Source organism: Avibacterium sp. 20-129 (assembly GCF_026226845.1).
Taxonomy (GTDB): Bacteria; Pseudomonadota; Gammaproteobacteria; order Enterobacterales; family Pasteurellaceae; genus Avibacterium.
The window spans coordinates 1,212,872-1,237,106 of the sequence record NZ_JAKKOE010000001.1 but is presented as its reverse complement, the minus strand read 5'-3'; the positions used below and the strand labels follow the sequence as shown (position 1 = coordinate 1,237,106).

Here is a 24,235-nt window from a genome sequence, read left to right as displayed (position 1 = left end):
CAGAAATAAAAATTCTAAAATTTTCAACCGCACTAATTAGTTTGCATAATTTTGATTTATCGTAAGAAAAGTAAGTGCGGTACTTTTTTGTAAAGTATTGAAGAAAGAGAGCGGATCTTTTACCGCTCTTTGTTGCGTGATTTTATGCCCCTTTATGCTGAAAATACAGCACAGTGGCTGCCACACGAGAGTGAACATTGAGTTTGCGTAATAAGTTGCGGATATGCACTTTTACGGTTTCTTCTGAAATAAAGAGTTGTGCGGCAATCTGTTTATTGGATAAGCCCGTTGCAATCAGGCGTAGCACATCCATTTCTCGATCCGTAAGGGTGTAAATCGGATCTTGTTCGGGGCGTTGCTCTAGTAGTAAATCTTTAATTGAATCGCTTAAAATCACTTCTCCTTGAGCTATACGTTTAATTTGCCCAAGTAACAGATCGGGTTCGGTATCTTTTAATAAATAGCCGTCTGCACCCGCATCAATCAGCGTGAAAACATCATTTTTGGCATCGGAAACGGTAAGAATAACAATGCGAGCATCGACATTTTCTTCACGTAATGCCTTGAGCGTGTCTAACCCTGATAGCCCTTTCATATTCAAATCAAGCACAATTAAATCTGGTGAGGTTTGTAAGGCAAGGTTAATTCCTTCTGCACCACTACCGGCATCCCCAACGATTTCAAATGTTTCATCTAATTCCAATAATTGTTTTATGCCACGACGCATCAGTGGGTGATCGTCAATCAGCAGCACTTTCATTGTATCCAACATAAGTTTCCCCTAGTTATGATGACACCAAACGACTATAAAATGGGACAATCTTGACGCCACTTTCGCTTGGTAATAATTGATAAAATTGTGGATAGTTAAAATTTCGTTGCACAATTTTATACGGATTATTATTTCCCTCCAAGCCTGCCGATTGATAAATATGATTTATCTCATGAATTTTCTGTTCTTTTTCACCTTCACAGTTACGATAAATCTCAATTCGGTTAGCTTCGTCTAAAATATAGACATTAAATGTCTTATCCAAGTTATTTTCAAAGAAAAATTGTAAAAAACCTTCGCTGGCAAAGGCGTCAATTTCATAGGGGTATGTTTTGTGCTTGTGGTTTTCCTCTTTATTGTCGATGACTTCTTGTACCTCTACATTGAAATCCTCGTTACTAATCAAAGGTGGGGTGTGGATTTCTTGCAAGCTAATGCCGCGTTCTTCAAAGAAAAATTGCCAGTTTTTTCCTGCAACACGCAATAAATTATTTTGTGGCACATCACTGACGCCTACTTGGATATTGATACATTTGTTGATTAATGCGGTAACAATATTTCGTAAGGTTTTTTGATAATATTTGCTATAACAGAATACATTTACGCTTTGTGGCGAGGCGGAACCACGATAAATTTTGTTAGAAAGCACTTTTAATGCCAATAAAATGGCATTTGGCCCTTCAAAATGCAGGGTACGAATTTCATTCCATAAATTGCGATAAGTTAAATCAATACTTCCTACTAGGCTTTCTTCATCAGGCCCAAAACTAAATAAATCATTGGAGACGATGGTGGTTTTTGCCTCAGATAAATGTGCCGTTGGGTCTTTGGTGAGGTTAATGGAAACGACCAAGCTTTTTATTTCGCAGTTATGATTTAATTCCTCATTACTTGCCGCGGCCACCACTGTGGGCAGAGATAAACGTAAATCGGTAACGAATTGCCTTAATTTTGCAAGCGTTACATTTGGGCTAAAGATGTGTAATTCTGTTTTTGGGGTCAGTAAACGGTTGAAATATGCCCAAGAAACCAATTTATTGAGATTTTCGCTATATTCTATGTAGCGTGGTTGTTCAAATCCTTGGACATCAGGCGTTTGGTTTACCAAGTACCAACCTGCTTTGAAATGACGGTTGTTTTTGACTTCAATAAAGGTAATGTTTTTTTCCGATAAATCAGAAGAAATCATTGCATTGAGTAAGGTGATTTTACCCGGTAATTCTTCAAATGCCGTATAAAGTTTACGAGTTAAAATGCTAATATCTTGCGGCATTATGCTGGAATTTACCTTATATTTGCGGGCAAATTGTACTAAATGCCGATAACTAAACATTAAGAACTTAATTAAGTTATTATGGCTTTCTTTTACGCGTTTTATTTTCCAACAGGCGCGCTGATTTAGCTCTTGTACCAATTCTTTTGACCAGCCCCACGTTTTGGCTAGGTTCTGTAATTGGGCTAAACGCCAACTGTGTTTGGGAACATTATGGCTGTATTCATTGGCTTTAATATAAAAGCAACGGCGAACAAATTCTAAGCGACGTAAATCGTTGAGTCCGATTAAATAATTGGTTACTCGCTCAAGCATTGTAAGATAAGGATCAAAGTGATGTTTTTTATCGCCATTCAGTAAGCGCGCTTTAAATTCTTGGGCGATCAGGTAAGTGTCTGGGTAATCCGCGGAATAAGTTTCCAGCAACAAAATTTTTAACACGGATTTGTAAGGTGAATCAATCCCTTTGTAGAGTTGCCACAAACTCGCACCAAAATATTCATTGGCAGAAAATGCCCCTAAGCCACCAAAATCCACCCAATCATTAGGATCGATACGTTTTTCTTTGATTAAACGTGCCACTTCTTGTTCATAGTCTTTTTCATTTTCTACGGGCAGATGTAGCCATAATAAGGGTTTCCCGGCAAGGCGAATGGCGGAGCGGTAAAATTCATCTAGCAATAGCATATATTGTGCCGAACCACAATTTTCTGCCGTTAACGGATCCGCGTAACGAAAACAGCGGAAGCGGTTTTGATCCATTAAATATAAGTTAATTTCCACCCCTAAGGTTAATGCCCATTGCTGTAACGCGTCCATTTTTTGGCTTAATAAATGGCGATCTTCTGGGCTAATTTGCGGGTGGTGACAAACCCAAATATCCAAGTCTGAAGCCGATGTTTGGCTAATTGAAGCGATGCTGCCCATTACATACACGCCAAGCACGGGAAAGAAAGTGCGGTGAGAAAATGGCGAATTTTCGATTTCTTGCTCACTTAACTCAAAATGCGCGGAAAGATAGGCTTGTTGATAATCCGATAAAACAAAATCAACAATCCCTGCTGGGGCATTTTTGATATAGCCCGGCAGCGTGTGATGATTGAGGTGCAATAACAAGGTAATCGTTTGAAAAACTTGACTAAATTGAGCTGAACTGCCTGAAATGGCGCGTTCAAAACGTAATTTGTCGAGATATTCCACTTGTTGTTTCGCACTATTAATATCGTAATTCAATTTATATCCTAGGAAAGAGGGAGTGATAAATGAACAATTTCCTCGAATTTCATACAAAGAAATTGAAGCATTACTCTATCATTTGCCTTATCGGAAAGCAAAAAAATTAAATGAAAACTGACATTTTGAGGCAACAATGATAGGATAAGCCCTAATGTTTCTACGCTTATTTTTTGCATAATGATGACAAAAAAACTAATCAAAATCGCAACCCGCCGTAGTCCTTTAGCATTATGGCAAGCGAATTATATTAAAGATCGTTTAACGCAATTATATCCAGAACTTTGTGTTGAGCTTGTGCCAATGGTAACTAAAGGCGATGTAATTTTAGATACGCCACTGGCGAAAATTGGCGGAAAAGGCTTATTCGTCAAAGAATTAGAAAATGCCCTATTAAAGGGCGAAGCCGATATTGCCGTGCATTCAATGAAAGATGTGCCAATGCAATTCCCACAAGGCTTAGGGTTAAGTGTTATTTGCCAACGTGAAGATCCCCGTGATGCCTTTGTGTCAAATTCTTACCGCACTTTAGAAGAATTACCTGTGGGTGCTGTGGTGGGGACATCAAGTTTACGCCGTCAATGTCAGCTTAATGCGTTACGGCCTGATTTGACCATTCAATCTTTACGAGGAAATGTGGGGACACGATTAAGTAAATTAGACAATGGTGATTATGATGCGATTATTCTTGCTTCAGCGGGATTAATTCGTTTAGGAATGGCAGAGCGCATTGCCTCTTTCATTGATACGGAAATTTCCTTACCCGCAGCAGGGCAAGGGGCAGTTGGCATTGAATGCCGTGTTGATGATGTAGAAGTGCAAACCCTGTTAGCACCACTTGCCGATCCAGAAACCACTGCCTGTGTGTTAGCTGAGCGTGCGATGAATAATCACCTACAAGGTGGCTGTCAAGTGCCAATCGGGGGGTATGCGGTGATTTCTGATAATCAGCTGTATCTTAGAGCGTTAGTGGGGAAAACAGATGGCAGTGAAATTATCCGTGCAGAAAGTAAAAGTGCGGTGGAAAATGCGCAAGAATTAGGTATTCAAGTCGCAGAAAGCTTATTAAAACAAGGGGCAGATAACATTTTACAAGCCCTTGGTGTGTAATTATTCACCTTTACAACGATAAGGAAAACCCAATGGCAGTGTTGGTTACGCGCCCTGATGAAAAGGGCAAACAACTGGTGGAAATGCTGGCAAAGGCAGGCATCGCAGCCATTCATTTTCCGCTCTTTTCTATTCAAGCCGGACGTGAGCTTAATGATTTGCCCTCTCAGCTCAATCAACTCAATGCGGGGGATTATGTTTTCGTGGTATCGCAAAATGCGGTAACTTATAGCGCTGAAAGCCTTAAACAAGCCGGCTTTCAATGGCGGGCAGATTTACAGTATTTTACCGTTGGACAGCGAACCGCACAGGCATTTTGTAGTCAAACAGAACAGTGTATTCATTATCCTTTTCAGCAAGAAACAAGTGAAGGTCTGCTTTCTTTATCAGCAATGAAAAACGTGCAAGATAAAACCATTTTGATTTTACGAGGTAATGGTGGACGAGCATTGTTTGCTGAACAAGCGACTTTACGCGGTGCGACAATTCAAACCTTAGAATGTTATCGTCGTGAGCCGTTGGAGTATGATTCTGCTGAACAAACCAGTATGTTTAAGCGAGCTGGCATTACAACAATCATTGCGACCAGCAAAGAAATTTTGCGTTTATTGCTAGATTTTGTCCCCAAAAATGAACATAATTGGCTAAAGTCTTGCCACTTAATAACGGTAAGTGAACGAATTCAACGCGTTGCCTTTGAAATGGGCTGGGAAAAGGTGAGTCTTTCACCACGAGCAGATAATGCAACCTTGTGCGATACTTTATTGCAATTTAACGAGTTTTAATAATCATAAGGAATAAATTATGGCTAAACATCACGCAAAAAAAACAGATAAAACCCCTGCTGTGGACAACGCAGCACAATCTGTCGAACCTGTGGAAAATTCCCTTCAAATTGAAAATTCTGAACAAGAAAATGAAGTGGTGAAAAACGAGCAAGCCCCCCCTGAACCAACAAAGGAAGAACCTATGCAACCATCACCAGAAAAAGTTACAAAGGACAATGAACCTGCTAAGCCAGAAACCGTAATTGTTAAAAAAGGCGGTACAGGTGTGGCGATTTTAGCGTTATTAGTTGCATTGGGTTTAGGGGGCGCGGGTTATTATTTTGCAGAGCAACATCTAACCAGTGTGCAAGCAAGATTAACGGCGTTGGAAGCGCAAAAACCACTCTCAACCCATAGCCAAACTTTCACTGACGCTGACTTAAGTGTATTAAAACAAGATCAAAGCAAAATCGCTCAGCTTGCACAAACAAGCCAATCTACCAATGAAAAATTAATCGCATTAGAAAAAATGGTAGAAATTAAGGAACAGCAAATCTCCGCCTTACAAAATCAAGTAAACACATTAAGTAATGCGCAAAAAGCGGCGCAGCCAAATGATTGGTTGCTGTCCGAAGCTGATTTCTTATTAAACAACGCATTACGCAAATTGGTATTAGATAATGATGTGGATACCGCAATTTCTTTATTAAAAGTGGCGGATGAAACCTTAAGTAAAGTCTCTGACCCACGCGTGATCAATGTTCGTAGTGCAATTAATAGCGATTTAAAACAGTTGCTTTCAGTCAATAACATTGATCAAAATGCCATTATGCAACACCTGTCTCAGCTTGCGAATAATGTTGATGAACTGAGTGTACTCAATGTGAATTTCGATGAACCCAATGAAAATAATGATAAATTGAGTGGCTCTTGGGACGATTGGAAAGAAAATGCAGAAAAAAGTGCCACTTCTTTTTTAAATCATTTTATTCGTATTACGCCAAAAAATGCGGATAACAAAGCATTGTTAGCACCTAATCAAGATATTTACCTGCGTGAAAATATCCGTTTGCGTTTACAGTTAGCGATTATGGCAGTACCACGTCAGCAAAATGATTTATATAAACAATCTCTAGAAACCGTGGCCTCTTGGGTAAGAAGTTATTTTGATACCAATACTGAAGTGGTACAAAATTTTCTTAAAGAAGTGGATGAGTTGGCGGAACAGTCTATTTATGTTGATGTGCCAACGCAGTTAACTAGTTTAAATTTATTAGATAAATTGCTTAATAAGCCTTCGCAAGAGGTGCAAAAAATTGAGCTTTCCGTAGATAAAGAGGTGGCGAAAGAAAATGCGCAGGATGCCAAAGGGGAAAGCGCGCAAGGTAGCAACACAACAGAAAATGCCGCGCCAGCACAACAGGTTTCAGCGGTGAATGCAGAAAGCAATGCGACGCAAAGCGATGAAAATCAAAGTGAAAAGCCGAGTGAAAACCAAACTGCCGTGGAAAACCAAAGTGCGGTGGAAAATGCAGACAAATCTGAGCAAAACCAAGCACAACAACAGTAGAGGAAATAGCAATGTTTAGAACCCTATTTTTAATGCTGGTGTTACTTGCCGGCTTAATCGCAGGCCCTTATCTATCGGGCAAACAAGGCTATGTGTTAATTGAAACCAGCACATACAGCATTGAAATGTCAATCACCACCCTTGTGATTTTCTTCGTGATTGCAATGGCGGTGGTATATGGTATTGAGTGGATCATCACAAAATTCTGTCGTTTAAGTAACAGCACTTATGGCTGGTTCTCTCGTCGTAAACGCCTTAAAGCACAAAAACAAACGCTTGAAGGGTTAATGTTAATGGACGAAGGGCAATATTCTAAAGCTGAAAAATTAATTGGTAAAAATGCCAAACATTCTGATGAGCCAATCCTAAACTTTATTAAAGCAGCAGAAGCAGCACAACAGCGTGGCGATGAATTTAGCGCCAATCGTTACTTAATTAAAGCCACTGAATTGGCTGGCACAGATAACCTACTTGTTGAGATTGCGCGTACGCGAATTTTGTTACAGCAAAATAAATTGCCTGCCGCACGCAGTGCCATTGATAGCTTGTTAGTAATGACCCACCGCAATAAAGAAGTGTTAAAACTGGCAGTTGAGATCTACTTAAAATCGCACGCTTTTGAAGCGTTAGATAAAATTCTGGATCAAGTGGAAAATTCAGGGATCTATTCAGATAAAGAATTTACGACCTTGCAACATCGCGTAGAAGATGGCTTACTTGACGAAAAAATGAATGAAGAAGGCGTCGATGGCTTGCTTAAATGGTGGGACGATCAACCACGTAAACGACAAAATGATCTGTATGTCAAAATTGGGCTTATTCGTCGCTTGATTGATAGTGATGATCACGAAACCGCCTATAAATTGATCTTAGAAGCCTTGAAAAAAGTGGATGACAACAACCCACTGGCACAACAACTTTGCTCGCAAATTACCCGTGTTCAACCCGTAGATAACAGCAAATTGCTGAAAATTATGGAAAAACGGGCAAAACAAAGTAAGGAGCAATCTTGTTGTTGCACAAACCGTGCCTTAGGTTACTTATATGTGCGTAATGGCGATTTTGCTAAGGCAAGCGAAGCATTTAAGAAAGTGATCGCAGATAAAACCCAGCTTCAGCCGAATGATATTACAATGGCAACCTATGCCTTTGAGCAAAACGGTGAAAATGAACTGGCTAAACAACTTCAGCAAGAAAGTTTGAAATCCGCAATGTCGGTGCAAAACTTAGCCTCTGAAGAAAATGAAAAAACGCCAGAAAATCCTACCGCACTTGTTGAAACGGCAGAAACAAAAAACCTTTAAGCTAAGCAGAATGCCCTGTTTTCAGGGCATTCTTTTATATGATGATAACCCTTCCTCATAAGATTGCACAATTTTTACAACAGCAAACGGTGATGAGCCTTGCTGTTCATAACACACAGGATTTTTGGGCAGCAAACTGCTTTTATGTGCTTGATAATGAGAATGTCAGCCTGATTTTCTTTTCTTCTCTTAATACGCAGCACGCACAAATAATGCAACAAAGTGAGCAGGTCGTTGGTACGATTGCTACACAAACCGATCAAGTAAGCGAGATTGAAGGCGTGCAGTTTAAAGGTCGTGCCATATTGCTTGATGGAAATGCCCGCCAGTCTGCTCTTAAGCGCTATTACGCGCGTTATCCCTTTGCCCGTTTGATGAATACTGACTTATGGAAAATTGAACTTGATGAAATCAAACACACCTCGAATAAATGTGTTTTTGCTCAGAAAACTTACTGGAAAAGAACAAGTGCGGTGTAATTTTTGATTATTTTGCCTAAATCAATAAAAATCACTTTTCTTTCTAGCAAAAAAGGGTACTATATGCCGTCTTTTGTAAGGCTTCCGCTTTACAAACTTCCAACTTTCCAATTAGGAAAAATAAAAAAGCTGAAACGCTTTTTTTAATAAGTAGCGAGTCAAAATGCCCCATGGCATCTTATTTTTAAGAATAAGAAAGCTTAGGCTTATAACGCGTATTTATTTTGTTCTCAGGCAAGGCGAAATAACGCAGAATGAGGACAACAGAAATCGCGTTATCCCGCAAGGCACCCGACTTATTTTTTTAACCTCTTATTGAAGGTATAGATTAGCATGACAAACACGCCTGTAAATCCAATCAACAACGCAACCAATGAATATTATCTCAACCGCCAAAATGCAATGGAATCGAATGTGCGTAGCTATCCACGCAAATTGCCATTAGCCATTGCCAAAGCACAAGGTTGTTGGGTAACGGATGTTGAAGGTAATGAATATCTTGATTGCTTAGCTGGTGCAGGAACATTAGCGCTTGGGCATAATCACCCTGCGGTGATCCAAGCGATTCAAGATGTATTAAGTAGCGGTTTACCGCTTCACACATTAGATTTAACCACGCCATTAAAAGACGCTTTTACTGAAGAACTGCTTTCTTTCTTCCCGAAAGATCAATATCGTCTGCAATTCTGTGGCCCTTCTGGTGCAGATGGCACAGAGGCGGCAGTAAAACTTGCCAAAACCTACACTGGACGTGGTAATGTTATCGCATTTTCTGGTGGTTACCACGGAATGACCCACGGTTCACTTTCTATGACAGGGAACTTAAATGCGAAAAACGCCGTACAAAACTTAATGGCTGGCGTGCAATTTATGCCTTATCCGCACGAATACCGTTGTCCATTGGGTCTAGGTGGTGAAGCGGGTGTAGAAGCACTAACCTATTATTTTGAAAACTTTATTGAAGATGTAGAAAGCGGTGTGGTAAAACCTGCGGCAGTGATCCTTGAAGCGATTCAAGGGGAAGGCGGTGTGGTAACGGCGCCTGTGAAATGGTTACAAAAAATCCGTGAAGTAACGAAAAAACACGGTATTGTGTTAATCCTTGATGAAGTGCAAGCGGGTTTCTGCCGTTCAGGAAAAATGTTTGCCTTTGAATATGCCGGTATTGAGCCTGATATCGTGGTAATGTCAAAAGCCGTAGGGGGCAGTTTGCCATTGGCAGTGCTTGCCATTCGTAAAGAATTTGATGCGTGGCAACCAGCAGGACATACAGGCACATTCCGCGGTAACCAAATGGCAATGGCGACGGGGTATGCGTCATTAAAAATTATGCGTGAGCAAAACTTAGCGCAAAATGCCTTAGAACGTGGTGATTTCTTACAAACTGAATTGAAAAAATTAGCACAACAATTCCCTTGTATCGGTAACGTGCGCGGACGTGGTTTAATGATCGGGATTGAGATCGTTGATGAACGTCAAGCGCAAGATCGCATTGGGGCATATCCAGCAGATGGTGAACTGGCTGCCGCAATTCAAAAAGCCTGCTTTAACAATAAGTTATTGCTAGAGCGTGGTGGTCGTGGTGGTAATGTAGTGCGTATTCTTTGCCCACTTATCATCACGCAAGCGGAAAGTGAAGAGTTAATCAAACGCTTTACTCAATCCGTAGCAGATGCCTTAAAAGCCGTGCGTGGCTAATTATTAATCTAGCTAAATGGGATAGCACAACGTCCCATTTAGCTATTTTTATCTCAATCATCTTTCAGGAAATTCTCAATGGTCGATTTCGCAAAACACAAACAATCCCTTCTTTGCAATGATCCACAATCTATCGCCGATTATGAAAAAAATATGGCAACGGCAATAAGTGCGGTAGGAAATTGGCTCAAAAATAATAAAATGTACACGGGGGGAAGTATTAAACAGCTCCGTAAAGAAATTGCTTTTCAGCCGTCGCAACAAGGTTTCGGATTAGAAAAATCCTTAGCACGCCTCACTGAATTATTCTTAAACAAAAGCCTGAAAGTGCATCATCCACATTCTTTGGCGCATTTACATTGCCCGACGATGGTGGCTAGCCAAGTCGCTGAAGTGTTTATTAATGCCACTAACCAATCTATGGACTCTTGGGATCAAAGCCCAGCAGGGTCATTAATGGAAGTGCAATTAATCGAATGGTTACGCGAAAAAGTGGGGTATGCCGCAGGTGATGCCGGTGTGTTCACTTCTGGTGGCACGCAATCGAATTTAATGGGCGTGTTATTAGCACGCGATGCTTGTATTGCTAAACATTGGAAAAATGCTGAAGGGAAGGAATGGTCTGTACAGCAAGATGGCTTACCCGCAGAAGCATTACAACGGGTAAAAGTGTTATGTTCAGAAAATGCCCACTTCTCTGTGCAAAAAAATATGGCAATGATGGGAATGGGCTTTCAATCTGTAATCAGTGTACCTTGTAATGAAAATGCACAAATGGATACAACGGCATTAGCCAATATCCTCAGTAAGCTCAACGCAGAAGGGCAATTAGTTGCCTGTATCGTGGCAACGGCTGGAACAACGGATGCAGGGGCGATTGACCCATTGCAAGACATTCGTCAGCTTGCAGATCAGTATGGAGCGTGGCTACACGTTGATGCGGCGTGGGGCGGTGCATTATTGCTTTCTAATGACTATCGTCATTGGCTAAACGGCTTAGAATTGGCGGATTCCGTTACCCTTGATTTCCACAAACACTTTTTCCAAAGTATTTCTTGTGGGGCATTCTTACTTAAAGATCCACAAAACTACCGCTTCATTGATTACAAAGCAGACTACCTGAATTCAGAATACGATGAAGAACACGGTGTCCCTAACTTGGTAGCAAAATCCTTACAAACAACACGCCGTTTTGATGCATTAAAATTATGGTTTACCGTAGAAGCTTTAGGGGAAGAACTTTATGGCTCAATGATTGACCACGGCGTGAAACTTACTCGTGAAGTGGCGGACTACATTAAGGCAACAAAAGGGCTAGAATTATTAGTTGAACCGCAATTCGCATCCGTGTTATTCCGCGTAAATCCAGCGAACTACCCTACGGAATTTATTGATAATCTCAATCAAAATATTGCCGACGAATTATTTGCTCGTGGCGAAGCCAATATTGGGGTAACCAAAGTTAATGGTGTACAAGCCTTAAAAATGACTACGCTTAGTCCCATCGCCACCTTGGAAAACGTACAAGCCTTACTTGGTCAGGTGCTTGAAACCGCTGATAACATCAAAGAGGCCATCGTTGCAGGTAATTACGTGCCAGCGATTGATTAATCTTTCTGAGCGATAATAAAAAGTGCGGTAAAAAATACCGCACTTTTTGTTTTTGTGTTTTTATCCCTTTCGATTACACATCAGTAACCCTAGCACAATCAATGCCCCACTGATGAAATGATACCAATAGAGCTTTTCACCCAAAACGCTAATGCCAAGCAGGGCAGCGAATAAAGGGGTAACATTGGTAAACACTGCGCCTTTCGCCCCTCCGACAAGATTAATGCCGTAGTTCCAAAAGGCGTAAGACAAAATAGAAGGGCCGACAACTAAATAGCCGATCATTGCCCAATGGTTTGGAGAAATTTGGCTGATAATCGGTTCGCTGGCAGTCAAGGCTTTCCATAGAAATACAGGGGTAAAGCACAACATTGCAATGGCAACAAGTAAGGTAAGCATCACCGCGTTGGGTAACTCTGCTGGGCGTAGGCGGATAATGCAACAATAAACAGCCCAGCTCAATGCCGACCCAATCGCCCATAGATCCCCTTTATTCACATTGAATTGTACTAAGGTTTGTGGATCGCCTTGGCTTAATAAACAGAATACACCGAAGAAACTTACCATTGCCCCCGCAAGCATTAAAGGACGAATTCTATCCCCAAAAATAAGGCGATTGAGCAATAGCACCGCAATAGGGACTACAGCAAGATAAATACTCGCGTTAAGTGCCGTGGTGGTTTGTAAGCCTTGATAAAGAAATAAAGGGAAGATCACAATGCCGAGTAACGAAAGTGCGGTTAAAATTTTCCACGTTTTTTGAATCAAGGGAACGAAAGCAATGACAGGTTTAACAAACAGCAATAATAACAGCACAGCGGCGGGAAACCAACGGAGATAAGTCAGTACGATGGGATCAACGTCACGGCTTAGTATTTTGCCGAAGATATAATTTCCGCCCCAAAATAACGTGGCTAAAATTAAGCAAAGATAGCCATAATACGGTTTATTCATCTTGTTCCACGTTCCACTATAATGCCAACATTGCGTGCTTGTGCCACTGCTTTGGGCTTACTTAATTTAATTTTTAACCAGCTTAATCCGTATTTTTGTTCAAGCTGCTGCGCTACTTCATAAGCGACGCGTTCAATTAAGAAAAAAGGTTTAGATTGTACATAATTGATAATAAATTCGCTGACTTCGGCATAATTTAGGCAATAGGCAACATCATCGGTCTCCGCTGCCTGACGACAATCCCACGCCATTTCCACATCAAAAATCAACGTTTGTTTGATTTGCTGTTCCCAGTCATAGACGCCAATTTGAGCGAAAACAACCAATTCTTCAATAAAAATGCGATCTATCATAAAATCCTTCAATCTCCTGAAATACTATTAGGCGTATGCTATCAAGTTTATGTACAATAGACGAACAAATTTTTCACTTGACAGTTCAGGGAGGTAAAATGAGCCTTTTCGCCCTTTTTTATATATTTTGTGCGTATTTGCTCGGTTCAATTTCGAGCGCCATTTTATTTTGTCGCCTTGCCGGCTTACCTGATCCTCGCACCACAGGCTCACACAATCCCGGTGCAACCAACGTGCTACGCATTGGCGGACGTTGGGCCGCCTTAGCGGTACTTATTTTTGACATTCTAAAAGGAATGCTTCCTGTGTGGGCAGGTTATTATCTCGGTTTGACCCAATTCCAATTAGGTATGGTTGCATTGGCTGCCTGTTTAGGGCATATCTTTCCCTTATTCTTTAAATTTAAAGGTGGGAAAGGCGTCGCCACCGCATTTGGCGCCATTGCCCCTATTGGTTGGGGCGTGGATCTTTGGATGCTTGGCACGTGGCTTGCCGTCTTTTTACTCACGGGATATTCATCCTTAAGCGCGGTTATCGCTGCCATCACCATTCCTTTTTATGTATGGTGGTACAAACCTGAATTCACCTTTCCTGTCGCACTGGTCTGCTGCCTGCTCGTTTACCGCCACCACGATAACATCCAACGCCTATGGCGCGGTCAAGAAGACAAAGTCTGGAATAAATTTAAGAAAAAATTGTGAAAAAACCACCGCACTTAGTTTTGCGTAGTCTGTTGTGCTTTCAATAATGCAATAATTTCTTTTAACGAGGCGATCTCTTTATCTTTTTGTGCTAATAACTGATCTTTATAGCTTAATGCTAATTTGAGTTTTTCATTTTCAATGGTAACCGCTTCATTTGTTGCATAATAATTCGAGCTAAGATGACTATTTTCATTAATTAAAAAGCAAATATGGCGATCATCTCTTACTAATTCAGAAATATCCATATCAAAAATCTGTGCAATTTTCTTTAATTTTTCGTAATGTAATTGCGTTTCTCCACGCTCAATTTTTGCATAACCACTTGGTGATAAGTTCATTTTTTCTGCCATTTCTTCTTGCGACCAATGATTCATTTCTCGTATTAATCTGATTTTCTCGTGTATCGCCATTGTCTGCTCCATTTGTTCAATTCTAGCTCAAAATGAGTAGAAAACAGTCTTTTTGATATATGGTTTTTTACTATATGAGTTTTGTAGAATTTCATCGTTCTAAAAACAGACATTTTACATCTTTAATGAGGTTTATCTATGAAGAATTTATTAAAAGTGGCGTTATTAGCCACAACATTAGGCTTGACAGGGTGTGCTACGATTGTTAGTAAAAGCACTTATCCTGTTTCTATCCAATCAGTCCCTGAGGGCGCAAATTTTACGATTACAAATAGAGAAGGGAAAATCGTCAGCCAAGGAATTACCCCACAGGTAGTTAAATTAAAATCTGGTTCTAGCTACTTCAAACCTGAAAAATATCTCATTACTTTTGATAAAAAAGGTTTCACAAAAGAAACAATCGAAATTCAAGCAACATTAGATGGTTGGTATTGGGGGAATTTTGCTTTAGGTGGACCATTAGGATTGATTGTTATTGATCCTTTAACAGGGGCTATGTATCGTTTACCAGAGGAAGTAATGGCTACCTTAAGTAATGGCAAAGAGCGCGCATTAACTGTGATTGACATTAATACATTGCCGAAAGAACAGCATAGAAAACTTCAAAAAATTAACTTATAAATCTAAATAGGAGAAATATTATGAAAAAATATTTGATGGCGACACTACTTTCTAGTACAGCATTATTTGCACAAGCGGAAAATTTTTCTGGCTTCTATATTGGTAGCGCACTTGATTTGAATAAACAGTCTTTTTCCGTGCCAGTACAAGAACTTGGTTATCACTATGATGATGGTAATTATACGGGGTCTAGCTCTCGTTCTGTTGGCGTGGGTATTGTTGGTGGCTATATGTTTGATTATGGCAACAATTTTGTTGGTATTATTGAGGGAAAAATTAGTCTTCCGAATAATAAAACAGAAGATGATTTAGGCAATGAAATCGCTAAAGAGAATTTCCGCGTAGGCGTACATTATTTGCAAGGCTATCAACTTGATCGTTTCTTGCCTTATGTCAAAATCGGTGTAGAAGCAGGCAGTTTCACGATGAATGAAGATAATCCAGCGTTTAGATATGTTGATTTTGAAAATAGTGGCGCGTTTGGATTTAGTTACGGTTTTGGTGTGAAAACAAAAATTACGGATAATTTAGTTGCAGGGCTTGATTATAGCAGAGTCACGTTAGAAGCGAAAAATAGTATTGAATTTAAAAGCAATACGATCGGTTTAAATATTAGCTATTTATTCTAGTTAAGGTTAAATGGTGAATATGATGAAAAAGATCCTTTCCGTTTTAATGCTTGTTGGCACGTTAATTTTAACGGGCTGTGCAAAAGTGCCTATGGCTTCAGAAGCAGAAGATGTGCAAGCGAAACAATTTGTTACCCCTAATAACACAATGTCTGGCTTGTATATTTATCGTGATTCAACATTTGGAGCAAGATTAAGAAAAAATCTTTATGTTGATGATAAATTTATTGGACAATCAGCACCTAAAGTCTATTTTTATAAATTAGTTACGGCGGGAAAACATAAGATTTCTACTGAGTCAGAATTTGGTAATAATGACTTACATATTATGACGGAAGGTGGGAAGAATTATTTTATTCGTCAGTATATAAAAATGGGCGTTTTTGTTGGAGGTTCAAACCTTGAACAAATTGATGAAGAAAAAGCAAAAACAGTGATCAAAAAGTTAAAACTTGCTCGTTCGCCACAATAAAGCACTTATCTCAGAGCCATCAGTGAATGATGGCTTTTTTGATTTTATTAAATCGCCTTACTAAACCACCGTATAAATATCAAAGCGATGATTTTTGGTTTCGCGGCTAAAGTGCGGTGTTTTTTGGGCGAGGAATTCGGCGTAGTCAGGGCGTTTTACTACAACGCGCTTTTGTGCAATTTGTAAGGCGGGGGCGAGCAGTTGGTCTGCATCTTCATCTGCGCCCACTAAATGCTGAAAAACGCGCATTTCTTTTTTCACCAATGCACTTTTCGTTTTGTGGGGATACATCGGGTCGAGATAAACCACATCGGCTTGAATGCCTTGTTGAGCCAGATCGCCAATCTGTTTTACGGGTAATAATTGCATATTTTGTTGCATCATTGCACCGATTTCTGCATCTTGATAAGCACGTTGTAAGCCGTCTTGTAATAATAAATAGACCACAGGGTGGCGTTCGACTAAACGCACTTGGCAACCAATGGCGGCGAGTACAAAGGCATCTCTTCCCAAGCCTGCTGTTGCATCAATGAGGGTTGGCAGATAATCTTTTTTAATTCCCACTGCTTTGGCAATGGCTTCACCTCGACCGCCGCCAAATTTGCGGCGATGTGCCATTGTGCCACTGACAAAATCCACATATACCGCACCTAATTTGGGTTCGTCTAATTTGCGTAATTCCAAGCGCGCAACGCCATTTTGTTCAGTTTGCACCAAGGCAAGTGAGCTGTTGGGGTGGTGGATTAATCCTTGTTGTTCACAAAGTGCGGTGAAATTTTGTGAATTTTTGGTTTCGCAAATGAGTTGCACGGCTATTTTCGGATCAACCATACGCCGGATTCCATATGTTCAGTATAAGGGAACTGATCAAATAAGGCTGCACGCTCAATGCGGTGCGTTTGACACAGTGTTTGCAGGTTATCGCACAGCGTGTGCGGGTTGCAGGAAATATATAAAATGCGATCATAGTGTTGCACCAATTTTACTGTCTCAGGATCTAGCCCAGCCCTTGGCGGATCAACAAAAATTGTGTTGCAATCATAAGTTTGCAAATCAATGCCTTTCAAGCGGTTAAAAGCACGCACGCCGTTCATCGCTTGGGTAAATTCTTCTGCCGACATTCTGATGATTTGCACATTCTCAATTCGGTTTGCGGCGATGTTAAATTGTGCCGCTGCCACAGAGGGTTTGGCGATTTCTGTGGCGAGAACCTTACGGAAATTTTGTGCCAGTGCGATAGAAAAATTGCCGTTTCCACAATATAGTTCAAGTAAATCGCCTTGGCTGTTTTTGGTGCAATCAATTGCCCATTGCAACATTTTGCTATTTACCACCGCATTGGGTTGCGTGAAACTGTTTTCCACTTGGCGATAAATATAATCTTTGCCGTTTACGGGCAGAATTTCATCCACATAATCCTGATCTAAACAAATTTTTTGTTTGGACGCGCGTCCGATGATCTGCACGTCAAAACCTTGCTGTTGCAAGGTTTGGCGTAATGTGAGTGCTGCCTGTTGCCATTGTTTATCTAAGACTTTGTGATAAAGCAGGCTCACGATGATCTTATTGCTCAGGGTGCTGAGATAATCAATTTGAAATAAACGATGGTTGAGAATGGCTTGCTGTTTGAGCAGGGGCAGCAAGGCTTGCATCATTTCATTGATAAGTTGGCTGGCAATTGGAAAGCAGTCAATGCGATAAGGTTTACGCGTTTGCTTGTCGAACATAATATGATAAAAATCGTCCTCTTGATGCCACAGGCGAAATTCGGCTCGCATACGATAATGTTGCTTTGGCGAGTCAAACACAGCTAATTCTGGTGCATTAAACGGGGCGAAAAGTGCGGTTAATTTTTGGCGTTTTTCTGCCAATAATTCATCATATTTTTCGATAGGTAAAACTTGCATTGATCCTTCTCATTATTTATTGCGAGCAAAAAGAAAAGGCTTGATTGCTCAAGCCTTATGATCTTACTAGGCAGATTAATCCGCGTTGCTCATATCTTCTAAGTTATCGGCGACTACGCCAGATAAGGTATAAACACGTTTTGTGGTGCTGGTTAATGTGCGGTATTTATTCCACGTTTTTTCAAAAAAAGTTTCTGCTTGGCGCTCACCTTGACAAAATGCCACAAAGGCTTTTTCTTCTTCTGTGATTGGCGCACGTTCACCAGTATCTAAGGCTTTAAAGGCTTGACCATATTGCTCTAAAGCTTGAGATTCTTTGATTGTATAATCACCGTGGCGAGCAAAACCGCGGGGATAGTTTTTATCGTCAAAAAAACGACGCGTTACGCTAAAACTTTCTGCCATAATATCCTCAATATTGCGAATTCAAAATCGGCACGCATTAAACCAATTTTTGGTTATTTTTGCAATGGATTTGTTACTTTTGTAGTAAGGCTTTAACCGTTTCGACATAATCTTGAATGAAACCTTCTTGACTATGTGATAACCCTTCAGGGTTCACGCGGTATTTGCCGTTTACATAAAAATCTGGCACACCGTGTACATCAAAACGCTCAGCGGCTTGCACTTGCTGATTGTATAATCCGGTGACGGCAAAGCTGTTAATGCCACCATCAAATTGTTCCGCCGTGACGCCATTATTAATAAAAATTTGGCGGATCGCATTTAAACTTGGTGCGCTTTGATCTCGACTTTTTACCGCAGCTTGTGCGGCTTCAAATAATGGGGCTTTCACTTTATCTTCTACGCCGAGTGCCATTGCTAAAGCCCACGCGCGGGTGAGATTTTCTGATTGAAGTCCTAAAAAATTCACGTGATATTGTTTAAATTTAGTGCCTTCAGGGAGTGCAGCTTTGACTTTTTCAGGAATGTGGTAATCCATTTCAAAGGCATAACAATGAGGGCAATAAAAAGAGAAAAATTCAATCACTTCAGGCTGAACCGCGCGTTCTGTATTTAACGCAATATATTGTTTTCCCTCTGTTAAATTAACGGCGTGGACATTTGCCACAAAAAATAGTGATGCTAACGCAATAAGAAATTTTTTCATTCCAACTTTCCTTATTTAATTATCCCGCGTGCTTTTAATAATGCGGTTTTAAAATCTTCTTCGTAATCTTTTTTAATTCCCGGGATTGGCTCGTGTTTATCTGTGCCATACATTTTTAAATGATAGATAATCACTTCGTCCGTTAATTCTGCCACAGGTTTATCAAACCCCGCTTCATCCGCGATTTTTTGCAAAATTTGGGTTAAGCTCAAATCAGGATCTTGCGACCAATAAGGTTGCAATAATTCCAATACTTCATTTAGACGATGACATTTCATAACAGTTCCTCACCTTGAGTTAGAAAGGGCTAAATAATACTGTAATTATCGGGAGAAAGGAATAAGTTTTTAGGGTAAGTATGCTGTAATAAATGGTAAAGCAGCCCCCATTACCGTTGCATTGTTATGTTGCTCAGCAATCCTTACAAATCCATCACTTATTGGAAATGGATTTAACATCTTAATTCGTTTCTGTAATTGCTCAACAATATCTGTTTGATAAAGATATTGTGCAATTTCACCTCCAAGGATAATGTCGCGCTCTAGTAGTAAATAGACATAGTTTAACCCTTGAGCAAGAGCGTTAAGATAATTATTCCAACGCTCTAATGTACATGGATCTTTTTGTTCCAATTTTGTAAAAAACTGTGTCAAATTTTCTTGTGGACTAATGAGTGCTGAAACGGAGCAGTAAGTTTCTAAGCAACCTTTTTTGCCACAATAGCAAGATTTACCATTAAGGTTAATTTGTAGGTGTTCTAATGCACCAGAATAGCCTTTTTTACCAAGATCAATACTATTGTTTAGTATAATTGCTCCTCCCAAATGTTCACTGATAGATACATAAATAGCATTATCAATGTATTTTGCTGTCCACAGTTCCGCGGCTGCGGCACATTTTACATCATGAAAAAATTTTACTGGGATATTAAAATGCTGCTGTATTTGAGTGATATTTAATTTTTCACAATCAAGAACCTTGCCGTACAGAATATTGTCACCAGTATGATTTACGATTCCTTGAATTGATATACCAATGCCTAAAATTTGTTGAGTCTGATATTGATGTTCCATAATAAAAGAATGGATATAATGGCAAAGCTCTGTAAGATATCTTTCTGAATTAGAGAATTGAAATGTGAAAATTTCAAGTGCGGTGGTTTTCCCTTGTAAATTCAGTGCTAATATTTTGATGCTCTTTTGTTGAATTTCTACTCCAACAGCAATAAAGGCATCAGGGATAAGAGTATAAGCTGTAGCTGGTCGCCCACCTTGAGAAGGAATAAGTCCGCATTCCCTAATTTTATTTTCAGAAAGTAATTTACTGATATTATGCACTACAGTAGGCAAACTAAGCCCTAGCAACTTCGCAATTTGTGGTTTTGCTAGCATTTCATTTTCGAAAAATAATTTATAAACATTACGATAATTATTTTCCTTTATGTCTATAACTTCTTTATTATCAATCATTTATATCACCGTTGTGGTTGTATTCTTAAAATTTCGCTATTTTTAATATTATGTGAACTATGTCACAAATTTGTTAAAAAATACGTTTTTACAGCGATTATTTTATCAAGGTCTGTTGTAAAAATATACTAAGGTGATTAATATAAATTAACTTAATTTAAGTTGCTTTATTTAAGTTGATTTATTAATTCGTATTCATTGCTATTAACATCGGGAGTGTACTATGGGTATTTTAGAAAAAATGAAATTAACTGGAAAAACTGCATTTGTTACTGGCGGAGCAAGAGGTATTGGAAAAAGTGTGGCGATAGCTTTTGCTCAAGCAGGGGCAAATATAGTGATCGCTGATTTTGATATTACAGAAGCAGAAAAAACAGCTGCTGAAATAGCTCAAAATGAGCAAGTAAAAGCAATTGCTGTTCAAACTGATGTAACAGATAAGACAAGTGTAAAGCATTTAATTGATGTGATTAAACAAGAATTTGGCACATTAGATATTGCTTTTTGTAATGCGGGAATTTGTATGAATATTCCCGCTGAAGAGATGACACTAGATCAATGGCAAAAAGTAATTAATGTGAACTTAACAGGCGTATTCTTAACCGCGCAAGCTGCAGGGAAATTAATGATTGAGCAAGGGAAAGGCGGCTCAATTATTAATACAGCATCAATGTCTGCACATATTGTTAATGTACCTCAACCGCAGTGTGCTTATAACGCATCAAAAGCAGGCGTAATCCAATTGACCAAGTCTTTAGCAATTGAATGGGCTAAATATGGTATTCGAGTCAATAGCTTAAGTCCAGGCTATATTGGTACAGAACTTACTTTAAATTCAGAATCTTTGCAGCCACTAATTAAAACTTGGAATGAAATGGCGCCATTACATCGTTTAGGAAAACCAGAGGAGTTGCAATCTATTTGCGTATATTTAGCAGGGGATACAAGTTCATTTACAACGGGTTCTGACTTTATCGTTGATGGTGCATTTACTTGTTTCTAATCAAATATAAGGAATGCTCATTATAATTTATGAGCATTCTTGAGATATATTGCCATTATTCATTTGGTATTAAGAGGAGGGATATATGCAACCTTCAGCAAAAAGTTTAATTGAAAATGGTCAAGCCTATTTAGGCATTGAATTAGGTTCAACAAGAATTAAATCTGTGCTTATTGACGAAAAGGGCTTTATTTTAGCAAAAGGTTCATTTGATTGGGAAAATCATTTTATTAATGGAGTTTGGACTTATCCTTTAAATGAAGTTTGGTCTGGTATAGCAGAAAGTTATCGTGATTTATCGAACAGTGTAGAAAAACAATATGGTGTTGTTATACAACGTTTAGCTGCAATTGGAATAAGCGCAATGATGCACGGTTATTTAGCATTTAATTTGAAAGGACAGCAGCTTGCAGAATTTCGGACTTGGCGTAATAACACGACAGCAGTCGCTGCAGATAGATTAACCAATTTGTTGCAATATAATATTCCGCAACGTTGGAGTATTGCTCATCTCTATCAGGCGATTCTTAATGAAGAATCTCATATTTCAGATGTTTCTTATATTACGACATTAGCGGGTTATGTGCATTGGCAGCTCACAGGTGAAAAAGTACTAGGAATCGGTGATGCCTCTGGAATGTTTCCAATTGATTCGAGTAGCAAAAATTATGATCAGTCTATGATTGAAAGTTTTGAGCGTCTTATTGAGCCAAGAGGCTTTAATTGGAAATTAAAACAGATTTTGCCGAAAGTATTAGTAGCTGGAGAGAATGCTGGTAGATTAACAGAAAAGGGGGCAGTATTACTTGATCCAACGGGTAATTTACAGGTTGGCTGTCCACTTTGTCCTCCAGAAGGGGATGCTGGAACTGGAATGATGGCAACTAATAGCATAAAAGTTAAAACAGGTAATGTTTCAGCTGGGACTTCCGCCTTTGCTATGGTGGTGTTAGAGAAGCCACTCTCACAGGTTTATCGTGATTTAGATATGGTAACTACACCTGCTGGTGAGCTTGTTGCAATGGCTCATTCGCAAAACTGTAGCTCAGATCTTAATGCATGGTTTCATTTATTTAATGAAGTGCTATTGAGTTTTGGCATGGAAGTAGATCCTGACAAACTATATAGCACATTATTTAATCAAGCTCTAACCGCTCGACCAGATGCTGGTGGGTTACTTTCTTATTGCTTCTATTCGGGAGAGCATGGCGTGGATTTGACGGAAGGTTGTCCATTATTCATTCATCCTGCAAAAGCAAATTTTTCATTAGCGAATTTTATTCTTGCCCAACTTTATACTTCATTTGGGGCGATGAAATTAGGTATGGATACGCTAATAAAAAAAGAGCGGGTAAAAATTGAAAAGATTTTTGCTCACGGTGGATTATTTAAAAGTAAAGATGTAACACAAAATGTGCTTGCAGCTGCATTAGATGTTCCTGTTGCGTTACTTGATACAGCAAGCGAAGGCGGAGCTTGGGGAATTGCTCTGCTTGCTGCATACAGCCAACAAAAAGGATTACTATTAACGGAGTATCTTGATCAAATCGTTTTTGCTAACGTAGAAGATAATGTTAAAACACCAGATCCAACTTGGGTAAAGGGTTATGAAGCTTTTATTCAGCGTTACAAACAGGGATTATTGATCGAGCGTGAAGCAGCAAATTTTGCCAAAACAATGAGTTATTAAAAATTATGGGGAAACCCATTTTTAGGGAAATTATGCCTGAACTTTCATTGAGCATAATTTCGTATTATATATTCACTTAATTAAGGTGGTTCATATGAAAAAATTAATTACTGCATTAGCTCTTTCTCTTTCAGTGGCAGCAACAGCCGTAGCAGATGAAAAAATTAAAGTAGGATTTGCCAATCGAACACTAAATGGCGCTTTCTTTAATGGATTGACAGAGTATATGAAAATTCATGCGAAAGATGCTGGCTATGAACTAATTACAACTGATGCACGTGGCGATCTTAATAAGCAAATTGCTGATGTAGAAGATATGCTATCTCAAGGTATTGATTATTTAGTATTGAATCCACAGGATCCTGTAGCAGGAATAAAAATTACTGAAATGGCAAAACGAGCTAAAGTACCAACGATTGCGTTAGATAGTGATATTGCACTTTCTGCACCTGTAATTACACGAATTCAAGCTAATAATGCGGCAAATAATAAAATGATTGGTGAGTTTGCAGTTAGCCAATTTGGTAAAGAGCCAATTAATCTTGTCTTAATTAGTGGTAACCAAGGTAATTTAGTTGGTGAAGCACGTCGTAATAATTTCCTTATTGGTGTGATGGATGCTCAAATCCGTCAATATAACCAATCTAATGTGAATGTTATTTCTCAAGTTTGGGGGAATTGGGATCAACAAGGTGGTTTAAAAGCAATGGAAGATGCTTTAGTTGCTCACGGAAACAAAATTAATGCTGTTTACGCAGAAATGGATGACATGGCATTGGGGGGGATTCGAGCATTAAAAGCTGCTGGGAAATTAAAAAATGTGAAAGTTTATGCACATGATGGTTATAAATTCGGTTTAGAAGCTATTAAAAAAGGAACATTGCAAGCAACAGCTTCAAATAATCCAAATGCTTTAACTAAACTTGCTATTGATACAATTAAAGCTTACCAAGCTGGTAAACGTGATTTTCCTGATTATCTATATATTAAGCCGTTATTAATTACTAAAGAAAATGTCGATGAGGTATATAACCCAGATTCTTTATACTAGTCAATAAATTATCTTCCCATAGGTTGTGGAAAATTTCACAACCT

The 24,235-nt window shown here is 39.3% G+C and carries 25 protein-coding genes; 14 read left to right on the top strand and 11 right to left on the bottom strand.

Annotated elements, in window-relative coordinates; translation table 11 throughout:
- Positions 1 to 142: 142 nt before the first annotated feature.
- Positions 143 to 772 carry a two-component system response regulator NarL gene (gene narL / locus L5B90_RS05900; protein WP_250351088.1) on the bottom strand — a complete coding sequence of 210 codons (630 nt, stop codon included), beginning with the start codon at positions 770 to 772 and terminating at the stop codon, positions 143 to 145.
- A gap of 13 nt (positions 773 to 785) precedes the next feature.
- Positions 786 to 3,278, bottom strand: a complete 2,493-nt coding sequence (locus tag L5B90_RS05895; protein WP_265762388.1) for a class I adenylate cyclase — start codon at positions 3,276 to 3,278, stop codon at positions 786 to 788.
- Positions 3,279 to 3,461: 183 nt separating this feature from the next.
- Between L5B90_RS05895 and hemC the strand changes: the two genes are divergently transcribed.
- The 7 genes from hemC to L5B90_RS05860 all read left to right on the top strand — a co-directional run bounded on the left by hemC (position 3,462) and on the right by L5B90_RS05860 (position 11,817).
- The gene (gene hemC / locus L5B90_RS05890) at positions 3,462 to 4,388 is read left to right on the top strand and encodes a hydroxymethylbilane synthase (protein WP_265762556.1); all 927 of its coding nucleotides are present in this window, start codon (positions 3,462 to 3,464) and stop codon (positions 4,386 to 4,388) included.
- Positions 4,389 to 4,420: 32 nt separating this feature from the next.
- The gene (locus tag L5B90_RS05885) at positions 4,421 to 5,173 is read left to right on the top strand and encodes a uroporphyrinogen-III synthase (protein WP_265762387.1); all 753 of its coding nucleotides are present in this window, start codon (positions 4,421 to 4,423) and stop codon (positions 5,171 to 5,173) included.
- A 19-nt stretch (positions 5,174 to 5,192) separates the two neighbouring features.
- Positions 5,193 to 6,725 (top strand): uroporphyrinogen-III C-methyltransferase, encoded by a 1,533-nt coding sequence (locus L5B90_RS05880; RefSeq protein WP_265762386.1) that lies wholly within the window; start codon positions 5,193 to 5,195, stop codon positions 6,723 to 6,725.
- Between the two features lie 11 nt (positions 6,726 to 6,736).
- Entirely contained in the window at positions 6,737 to 8,029 is a 1,293-nt protein-coding gene (locus L5B90_RS05875) for a heme biosynthesis protein HemY (protein WP_265762385.1), read from the top strand.
- A 38-nt stretch (positions 8,030 to 8,067) separates the two neighbouring features.
- Positions 8,068 to 8,508 (top strand): hypothetical protein, encoded by a 441-nt coding sequence (locus tag L5B90_RS05870; RefSeq protein ID WP_250351083.1) that lies wholly within the window; start codon positions 8,068 to 8,070, stop codon positions 8,506 to 8,508.
- Between the two features lie 333 nt (positions 8,509 to 8,841).
- Positions 8,842 to 10,206: a diaminobutyrate--2-oxoglutarate transaminase gene (locus L5B90_RS05865; protein ID WP_265762384.1), complete on the top strand. Its 1,365-nt coding sequence runs from the start codon at positions 8,842 to 8,844 to the stop codon at positions 10,204 to 10,206.
- A gap of 78 nt (positions 10,207 to 10,284) precedes the next feature.
- Complete coding sequence (locus L5B90_RS05860) at positions 10,285 to 11,817, top strand: pyridoxal phosphate-dependent decarboxylase family protein (RefSeq protein ID WP_265762383.1); 1,533 nt, start codon at positions 10,285 to 10,287, stop codon at positions 11,815 to 11,817.
- 60 nt (positions 11,818 to 11,877) lie between these two features.
- On the opposite strand, the gene L5B90_RS05855 is transcribed toward L5B90_RS05860, so the two are convergent.
- Both L5B90_RS05855 and folB read right to left on the bottom strand, forming a co-directional pair.
- A complete protein-coding gene (locus L5B90_RS05855) occupies positions 11,878 to 12,771 on the bottom strand; it encodes a DMT family transporter (protein ID WP_265762382.1) in 894 nt (297 codons plus the stop codon).
- Entirely contained in the window at positions 12,768 to 13,124 is a 357-nt protein-coding gene (gene folB / locus L5B90_RS05850) for a dihydroneopterin aldolase (protein WP_265762381.1), read from the bottom strand. The genes L5B90_RS05855 and folB overlap by 4 nt, the downstream gene beginning before the upstream one ends.
- Positions 13,125 to 13,222: 98 nt before the next feature.
- Between folB and plsY the strand changes: the two genes are divergently transcribed.
- Positions 13,223 to 13,825, top strand: a complete 603-nt coding sequence (gene plsY / locus L5B90_RS05845; RefSeq protein ID WP_250363957.1) for a glycerol-3-phosphate 1-O-acyltransferase PlsY — start codon at positions 13,223 to 13,225, stop codon at positions 13,823 to 13,825.
- A 14-nt stretch (positions 13,826 to 13,839) separates the two neighbouring features.
- On the opposite strand, the gene L5B90_RS05840 is transcribed toward plsY, so the two are convergent.
- A complete protein-coding gene (locus L5B90_RS05840) occupies positions 13,840 to 14,238 on the bottom strand; it encodes a helix-turn-helix domain-containing protein (protein ID WP_250351077.1) in 399 nt (132 codons plus the stop codon).
- 138 nt (positions 14,239 to 14,376) lie between these two features.
- Here L5B90_RS05840 and L5B90_RS05835 point away from each other — a divergent pair, with 138 nt between their 5' ends.
- Genes L5B90_RS05835 through L5B90_RS05825 form a run of 3 tightly spaced genes read left to right on the top strand, consistent with a single transcriptional unit; the run spans position 14,377 to position 15,960 of the window.
- Positions 14,377 to 14,859 carry a hypothetical protein gene (locus tag L5B90_RS05835; protein WP_265762380.1) on the top strand — a complete coding sequence of 161 codons (483 nt, stop codon included), beginning with the start codon at positions 14,377 to 14,379 and terminating at the stop codon, positions 14,857 to 14,859.
- A gap of 20 nt (positions 14,860 to 14,879) precedes the next feature.
- A complete protein-coding gene (locus L5B90_RS05830; protein WP_265762379.1) occupies positions 14,880 to 15,488 on the top strand; it encodes an outer membrane protein in 609 nt (202 codons plus the stop codon).
- 22 nt (positions 15,489 to 15,510) lie between these two features.
- Positions 15,511 to 15,960 carry a DUF2846 domain-containing protein gene (locus tag L5B90_RS05825; RefSeq protein WP_265762555.1) on the top strand — a complete coding sequence of 150 codons (450 nt, stop codon included), beginning with the start codon at positions 15,511 to 15,513 and terminating at the stop codon, positions 15,958 to 15,960.
- Between the two features lie 60 nt (positions 15,961 to 16,020).
- Here L5B90_RS05825 and L5B90_RS05820 read toward each other — a convergent pair whose 3' ends face one another.
- The 6 genes from L5B90_RS05820 to L5B90_RS05795 form a co-directional block, all read right to left on the bottom strand.
- Positions 16,021 to 16,791: a class I SAM-dependent methyltransferase gene (locus L5B90_RS05820; protein WP_265762378.1), complete on the bottom strand. Its 771-nt coding sequence runs from the start codon at positions 16,789 to 16,791 to the stop codon at positions 16,021 to 16,023.
- On the bottom strand, positions 16,773 to 17,867 hold the full coding sequence (gene trmA, locus L5B90_RS05815) for a tRNA (uridine(54)-C5)-methyltransferase TrmA (RefSeq protein WP_265762377.1): 1,095 nt from the start codon (positions 17,865 to 17,867) through the stop codon (positions 16,773 to 16,775). The genes L5B90_RS05820 and trmA overlap by 19 nt, the downstream gene beginning before the upstream one ends.
- A gap of 75 nt (positions 17,868 to 17,942) precedes the next feature.
- Positions 17,943 to 18,272, bottom strand: coding sequence for a DUF413 domain-containing protein (locus L5B90_RS05810; protein WP_250351072.1), 330 nt, complete (start codon positions 18,270 to 18,272; stop codon positions 17,943 to 17,945).
- 73 nt (positions 18,273 to 18,345) lie between these two features.
- On the bottom strand, positions 18,346 to 18,978 hold the full coding sequence (gene dsbA / locus L5B90_RS05805; RefSeq protein WP_265762376.1) for a thiol:disulfide interchange protein DsbA: 633 nt from the start codon (positions 18,976 to 18,978) through the stop codon (positions 18,346 to 18,348).
- Positions 18,979 to 18,989: 11 nt separating this feature from the next.
- A complete protein-coding gene (locus L5B90_RS05800) occupies positions 18,990 to 19,256 on the bottom strand; it encodes a YihD family protein (RefSeq protein ID WP_250351070.1) in 267 nt (88 codons plus the stop codon).
- Positions 19,257 to 19,325: 69 nt separating this feature from the next.
- Entirely contained in the window at positions 19,326 to 20,447 is a 1,122-nt protein-coding gene (locus L5B90_RS05795; RefSeq protein WP_265762375.1) for an ROK family transcriptional regulator, read from the bottom strand.
- A gap of 223 nt (positions 20,448 to 20,670) precedes the next feature.
- On the opposite strand from L5B90_RS05795, the gene L5B90_RS05790 reads away from it, so the two are divergent.
- The 3 genes from L5B90_RS05790 (at position 20,671) to L5B90_RS05780 (ending at position 24,191) form a co-directional block, all read left to right on the top strand.
- Entirely contained in the window at positions 20,671 to 21,450 is a 780-nt protein-coding gene (locus tag L5B90_RS05790) for an SDR family oxidoreductase (protein WP_265762374.1), read from the top strand.
- Positions 21,451 to 21,535: 85 nt separating this feature from the next.
- Entirely contained in the window at positions 21,536 to 23,140 is a 1,605-nt protein-coding gene (locus L5B90_RS05785; RefSeq protein ID WP_265762373.1) for a xylulokinase, read from the top strand.
- Between the two features lie 94 nt (positions 23,141 to 23,234).
- Positions 23,235 to 24,191: a substrate-binding domain-containing protein gene (locus L5B90_RS05780; protein WP_265762372.1), complete on the top strand. Its 957-nt coding sequence runs from the start codon at positions 23,235 to 23,237 to the stop codon at positions 24,189 to 24,191.
- The last annotated feature ends 44 nt before the right edge of the window (positions 24,192 to 24,235 follow it).